At 64.2% G+C, this 4,165-nt stretch carries 4 protein-coding genes; 3 read left to right on the top strand and 1 reads right to left on the bottom strand.

Features of this window, described 5'->3' with window-relative positions:
* Positions 1 to 771, top strand: a 771-nt coding sequence (locus VFZ66_17380) for a WYL domain-containing protein (GenBank protein HEX6290961.1), incomplete at its 5' end; no start/stop codon positions are given.
* A gap of 141 nt (positions 772 to 912) precedes the next feature.
* Here the strand turns inward: VFZ66_17380 and VFZ66_17385 are convergent.
* The gene (locus tag VFZ66_17385; protein HEX6290962.1) at positions 913 to 2,625 is read right to left on the bottom strand and encodes a formate--tetrahydrofolate ligase; all 1,713 of its coding nucleotides are present in this window, start codon (positions 2,623 to 2,625) and stop codon (positions 913 to 915) included.
* 161 nt (positions 2,626 to 2,786) lie between these two features.
* Between VFZ66_17385 and VFZ66_17390 the strand changes: the two genes are divergently transcribed.
* Both VFZ66_17390 and VFZ66_17395 read left to right on the top strand, forming a co-directional pair.
* Positions 2,787 to 3,230 (top strand): gamma-glutamylcyclotransferase family protein, encoded by a 444-nt coding sequence (locus VFZ66_17390; protein ID HEX6290963.1) that lies wholly within the window; start codon positions 2,787 to 2,789, stop codon positions 3,228 to 3,230.
* A 227-nt stretch (positions 3,231 to 3,457) separates the two neighbouring features.
* Complete coding sequence (locus VFZ66_17395; GenBank protein HEX6290964.1) at positions 3,458 to 4,063, top strand: flavin reductase family protein; 606 nt, start codon at positions 3,458 to 3,460, stop codon at positions 4,061 to 4,063.
* Positions 4,064 to 4,165 lie beyond the last annotated feature (102 nt).

Genomic DNA, 4,165 nt, shown 5'->3' on the forward strand with positions numbered 1-4,165 from the left:
GGCTATCTGCTGGAGGAGCTTGGCGCGCTGGCGCTGCTGGATCTGCCAGATGACGTGCTGGCGGCGATTCCGGTGCTGCGTCGGGCCTATCCTGTCACAAGGATGCAGCCGACTCGCCGACCGATCCGGCGGCTGCTCCGCTATATCCGCATGGCGCTTCCGCCAGATCGTCGTGGCGAGCTGACGGGACGCCAGGGAGCGCCACGGGTGGTCCGCCCACGCATGCGCTATCATCTGCACACGCCCACGCTGCAAACGATCCGGCGCGCGCTGCGTCAGCAACACCTCCGCTTCGACTACGCGCCCTCCTATCGTCCCGGCATCGAGCAGCACGTCGTCGCGCCGCTTGAGCTGCTGGTGCGCGGCAGCCACACCTATCTGCTGGCCTACTGCCCTGAGCCGCCGCGCCCGATGGAAGAGCGCTATGAGGGCTATGTCGAGTTTCGCGTCGATCAGATCGTGACTGGCTCAGCGCGCATGCTGCCGACGCCGCTGCCCTCGGATCTGCCGCCGCGTCCGGTCTGGCGCATCGTCTGCGAGCTAGCGCCGGTCGTCGCGCGCCGTCGGCATGTGCTGCGCTGGTTCTCGAATACCGAGATAACCTACCGCGAAGACGGATCGGCGCTGGTGACGGCGACAGTCGATAGCCTGTGGCAGGCGCGCCATGTGCTGCTGCGTCATCTCGAACATGTCCGTGTGCTCGAACCCCCTGAGCTGATCGCGCTGATCCGCGATACGATCCGGCGGCTCACAGCCTTGTACGACCGATAGACGACAGGGGAACGAAAGAACCAAGAACTGGGGCCGCAAGGAAATTCGCCCCCTCTCCCGTGACCTTCGGCACAGGCGAGGGGGCCGGGTGCCCTGCGGGTGCCCATGCCCAGAGGGCACCCGGAGTGATGAGGGCCTGCGCTAGAACAGGCCGATGGTGTTGCCGCGCTCGTCGATGTCGATGTGCAGCGCGGCAGGATCGGCGCTCAGCCCCGGCATCGTCATCATCGCCCCGGCGATCGGGTAGATGAAGCCAGCGCCCGCGCTGACCCGGACCTCACGGATCGGAAAGACGTAGCCGGTCGGCGCGCCCTTCAAGGCCGGATCGTGGCTCAGACTGAGATGCGTCTTTGCCATGCAGATCGGCAGAGCGCCAAAGCCGTTCGACTCCAGGGTCGCGATCTGCTCGTCGGCCTGCTCGGAGTACCCAACCTCGGCAGCGCCGTAGATACTGGCGGCGATGGTCTGAATCTTCGCTTTGATCGGCAGGTCGAGCGGATACAGAAAGCGCGTGTCGCTGGGCTGCGCCGCCACGGCCATCACCTTCTCGGCCAGCTCGATCCCGCCCGCGCTGCCCTCGGCAAAGACGGTGCTGACGGCGACATCGGCGGCTCCGGCTTGCAGCGCCAGCTCACAGACCGCCGCGATCTCGGATGGCCTGTCGTCGACAAACCGGTTGATCGCCACGACCACGGGCACGCCAAAGAGCCGGGCATTCTCGATCTGCTTGCGCAGGTTGCTGCCACCGGCATACACGTCGTCGGGATTTTCGGCCAGCAGCTCCGGCGGCAGCGGCTTGCCCGGCTGGATCGCGTAGTTGCCGGTATGCATCTTGAGCGCGCGGATCGTCGCCACCAGCACGACCGCTGCTGGTCGCGCATCGAAGCCGCGACACTTGATGTCGAAGAACTTCTCGCCGCCCATATCCATGCCAAATCCGGCCTCGGTGACGACGTAGTCGGCCATGCGCAGGCCAACCTGATCGGCGAGGATCGACGAGTTGCCGTGGGCGATGTTGCCGAACGGGCCGCCATGCAGCAGGATCGGCGTGTGCTCGATCGTCTGCATCAGCGTCGGCTTCAGCGTCTCGCGCATGATCACGGTTGCCGCGCCCGCCGCTCCAATCTCGTCCGCCGTGATCGGCCTGCCGCTCGTGTCGAAGGCGACGACCACGCGCCCGATGCGTGCGCGCAGATCGGCGAGCGCCTCCCGCTCGCTCGTGCCGCTGACCAGCGCCAGGATCGCCATCAGCTCGCTCGCGGCGGTGATGTCGAAGCCGCTCTGCCGGGGCTTGCCGTGCCGTGGTCCGCCCTGGCCGATGGTAATATTGCGCAGAAAGCGATCGTTCACGTCCAGCACGCGCCGAATCTGAATCCGATCGGCATCGATCTGGAGCGCGTTGCCGTGATACCAGTGGTTGTCGGTCATGGCCGCGATCTGGTTGTGGGCCTGGGTGATGGCGTGGAAATCGCCGGTGACGTGGAGGATGCTGGCCTCAAGCGGGATCACCTGGGCGTAGCCGCCGCCAGCGCCGCCGCCTTTGATGCCGAAGACCGGCCCCAGCGAGCTTTGACGGATCGCGCCGACCGCTCGCTTGCCCAGCCGGTTGAGCGCCATGCTCAGACCGATGGCGGTTGCGGTCTTGCCCTCGCCCAGCGGTGTCGGCGTGATGGCTGTCACCAAAATCTGTTTTCCCGACGGGCGATCCCGGTAGGCGTCGAGCACATCAAGGTCGATCTTCGCTTTGTAGCGACCGTACGGCTCGATGTAGCGCTCAGGAATGCCGAGCTGCTCTGCGATCTTGATCATCGGTTGTGGCTGGACTTCGGACGCGATTTCGAGGCTGGTTTTCATGTGGCGGCTCCTGCATCGTCGTCGATGGCTGAGAACGTGCTCTAGCAGACGCCGGTCTGCTATCGGCGCAACGGCGCGCCAGTATGTAGCTAAGTGTAGCGCATGCACGCGCAGCGCGAGTGGAGCAAAATGGGATGAATGTAGCGGAATCTTTACCCACCATGCACGACCTCACGGAGCAGCTTCCCGTCCTCGTGTACGGCACGCTGCGCACGGGGCAGAGCAACTGGCGGCGCTATCTTCAGGGACGGACCATCAGCGAGCGCCCGGCTATCGCGCCGGACCACAAGATGTACGCGACGAATTATGCCTATGTCACCGATGGGCCGGGCTATTACGTCGTCGGCGAGCTGATGGAGATCAAGCCGGAGCTGTACGCGCTGGTGATGCGCGATCTGGACTGGCTTGAGGAGTACCATCCGCTGCGCCCCGACTACAGCCTGTATGTGCGCGTCCAGCGCGAGGTCCATGTCGTGCTGGATCAGTGCCACGAGGCCCGCTGCGCCTGGATCTACCATCTCAACCCGCGCCGCCTGAGCGCCTTCAGCGCCGCCGATCTGGTCCCGCACGGCGACTGGCTGCGGCACTGCGGCTTTGATCGCTGACCTGCGACGCGGCAGCTTGCCACGGCAGCGCCAGCCACACCTCGATCTGTGCCTTGGAGTTGACATAACCAATATTTCGACTCACAGTTAAATCCGACTTTGGACCGAGGGCCTTTCTTCAATATTTCGCGGACGCAAGGATTTATGCTAGTAACCGTCGCAGAACTGCGGCGCTCGGCATGAAGGCAACGTTCCCTGAACATGCGATAGGAAGGATCATCATGGTTATGACGAAGCAGCCGCCAGTAACGCAGCTCCACAACGTACACGGTCGCGGCACCTGGGATACGGTGATGACGCTCGAAGGCGGGGTGGATACGCTGGAGCCTGATGCTCTCGATCTACGCCACAGCGCCCTGGCTCCGGTGGACAAGGCGACGTTCAGGCAGGCGCTGAGCCAGTTTGCCTCAGGCGTGACGGTCGTCACCACGGCTTACGAGGGCAGCTACCACGGTATCACCGTAAGCGCCTTCTCGTCGCTCTCGCTCGACCCGCCGCTGGTGCTTGTCTGCATCGATCGGCGCGGACGCAGCCACGAGCTGCTAGCCAAAGCGGGCGTGTTTGCCGTCAACATCCTGTCCGAGGAGCGCGCGGATCTCTCGCAGCACTTCGCCAGCCGGATCGAAGATAAGTTTGCGAACGTCGATTACCATCTTGGACAGACCGGCGTGCCGCTGCTGGATGGCGCGCTCACGACGATCGAGTGCCGTCTCGTCAATCAGTGGCCGGGCGGCGACCACAGCATCTTTGTCGGAGAGGTCGTTGGGGCTGCGGTACACGACGAGGCCGATGCGCTGGTGTATCATCGCGGGCGCTACCGACGACTTGTGTAGGTGTGGTCAGGCAATCCGCTCAACGCTATAAAACCACGGACATCGACCAGAGGCGTATCACACTACGCCTCTTTGTGTTTAACCAACAACGCAGATGCCGCC

This window comes from Herpetosiphonaceae bacterium (genome assembly GCA_036374795.1).
Classification (GTDB): Bacteria; Chloroflexota; Chloroflexia; order Chloroflexales; family Kallotenuaceae; genus LB3-1.

Excerpts from the sequence above, each read along its gene's own strand:
- VFZ66_17385 (HEX6290962.1), bottom strand. The coding sequence starts at position 2,625 with ATGAAAACCAGCCTCGAAATCGCGTCCGAAGTCCAGCCACAACCGATG.
- VFZ66_17390 (HEX6290963.1), top strand. The coding sequence starts at position 2,787 with ATGCACGACCTCACGGAGCAGCTTCCCGTCCTCGTGTACGGCACGCTG.
- VFZ66_17395 (HEX6290964.1), top strand. The coding sequence starts at position 3,458 with ATGACGAAGCAGCCGCCAGTAACGCAGCTCCACAACGTACACGGTCGC.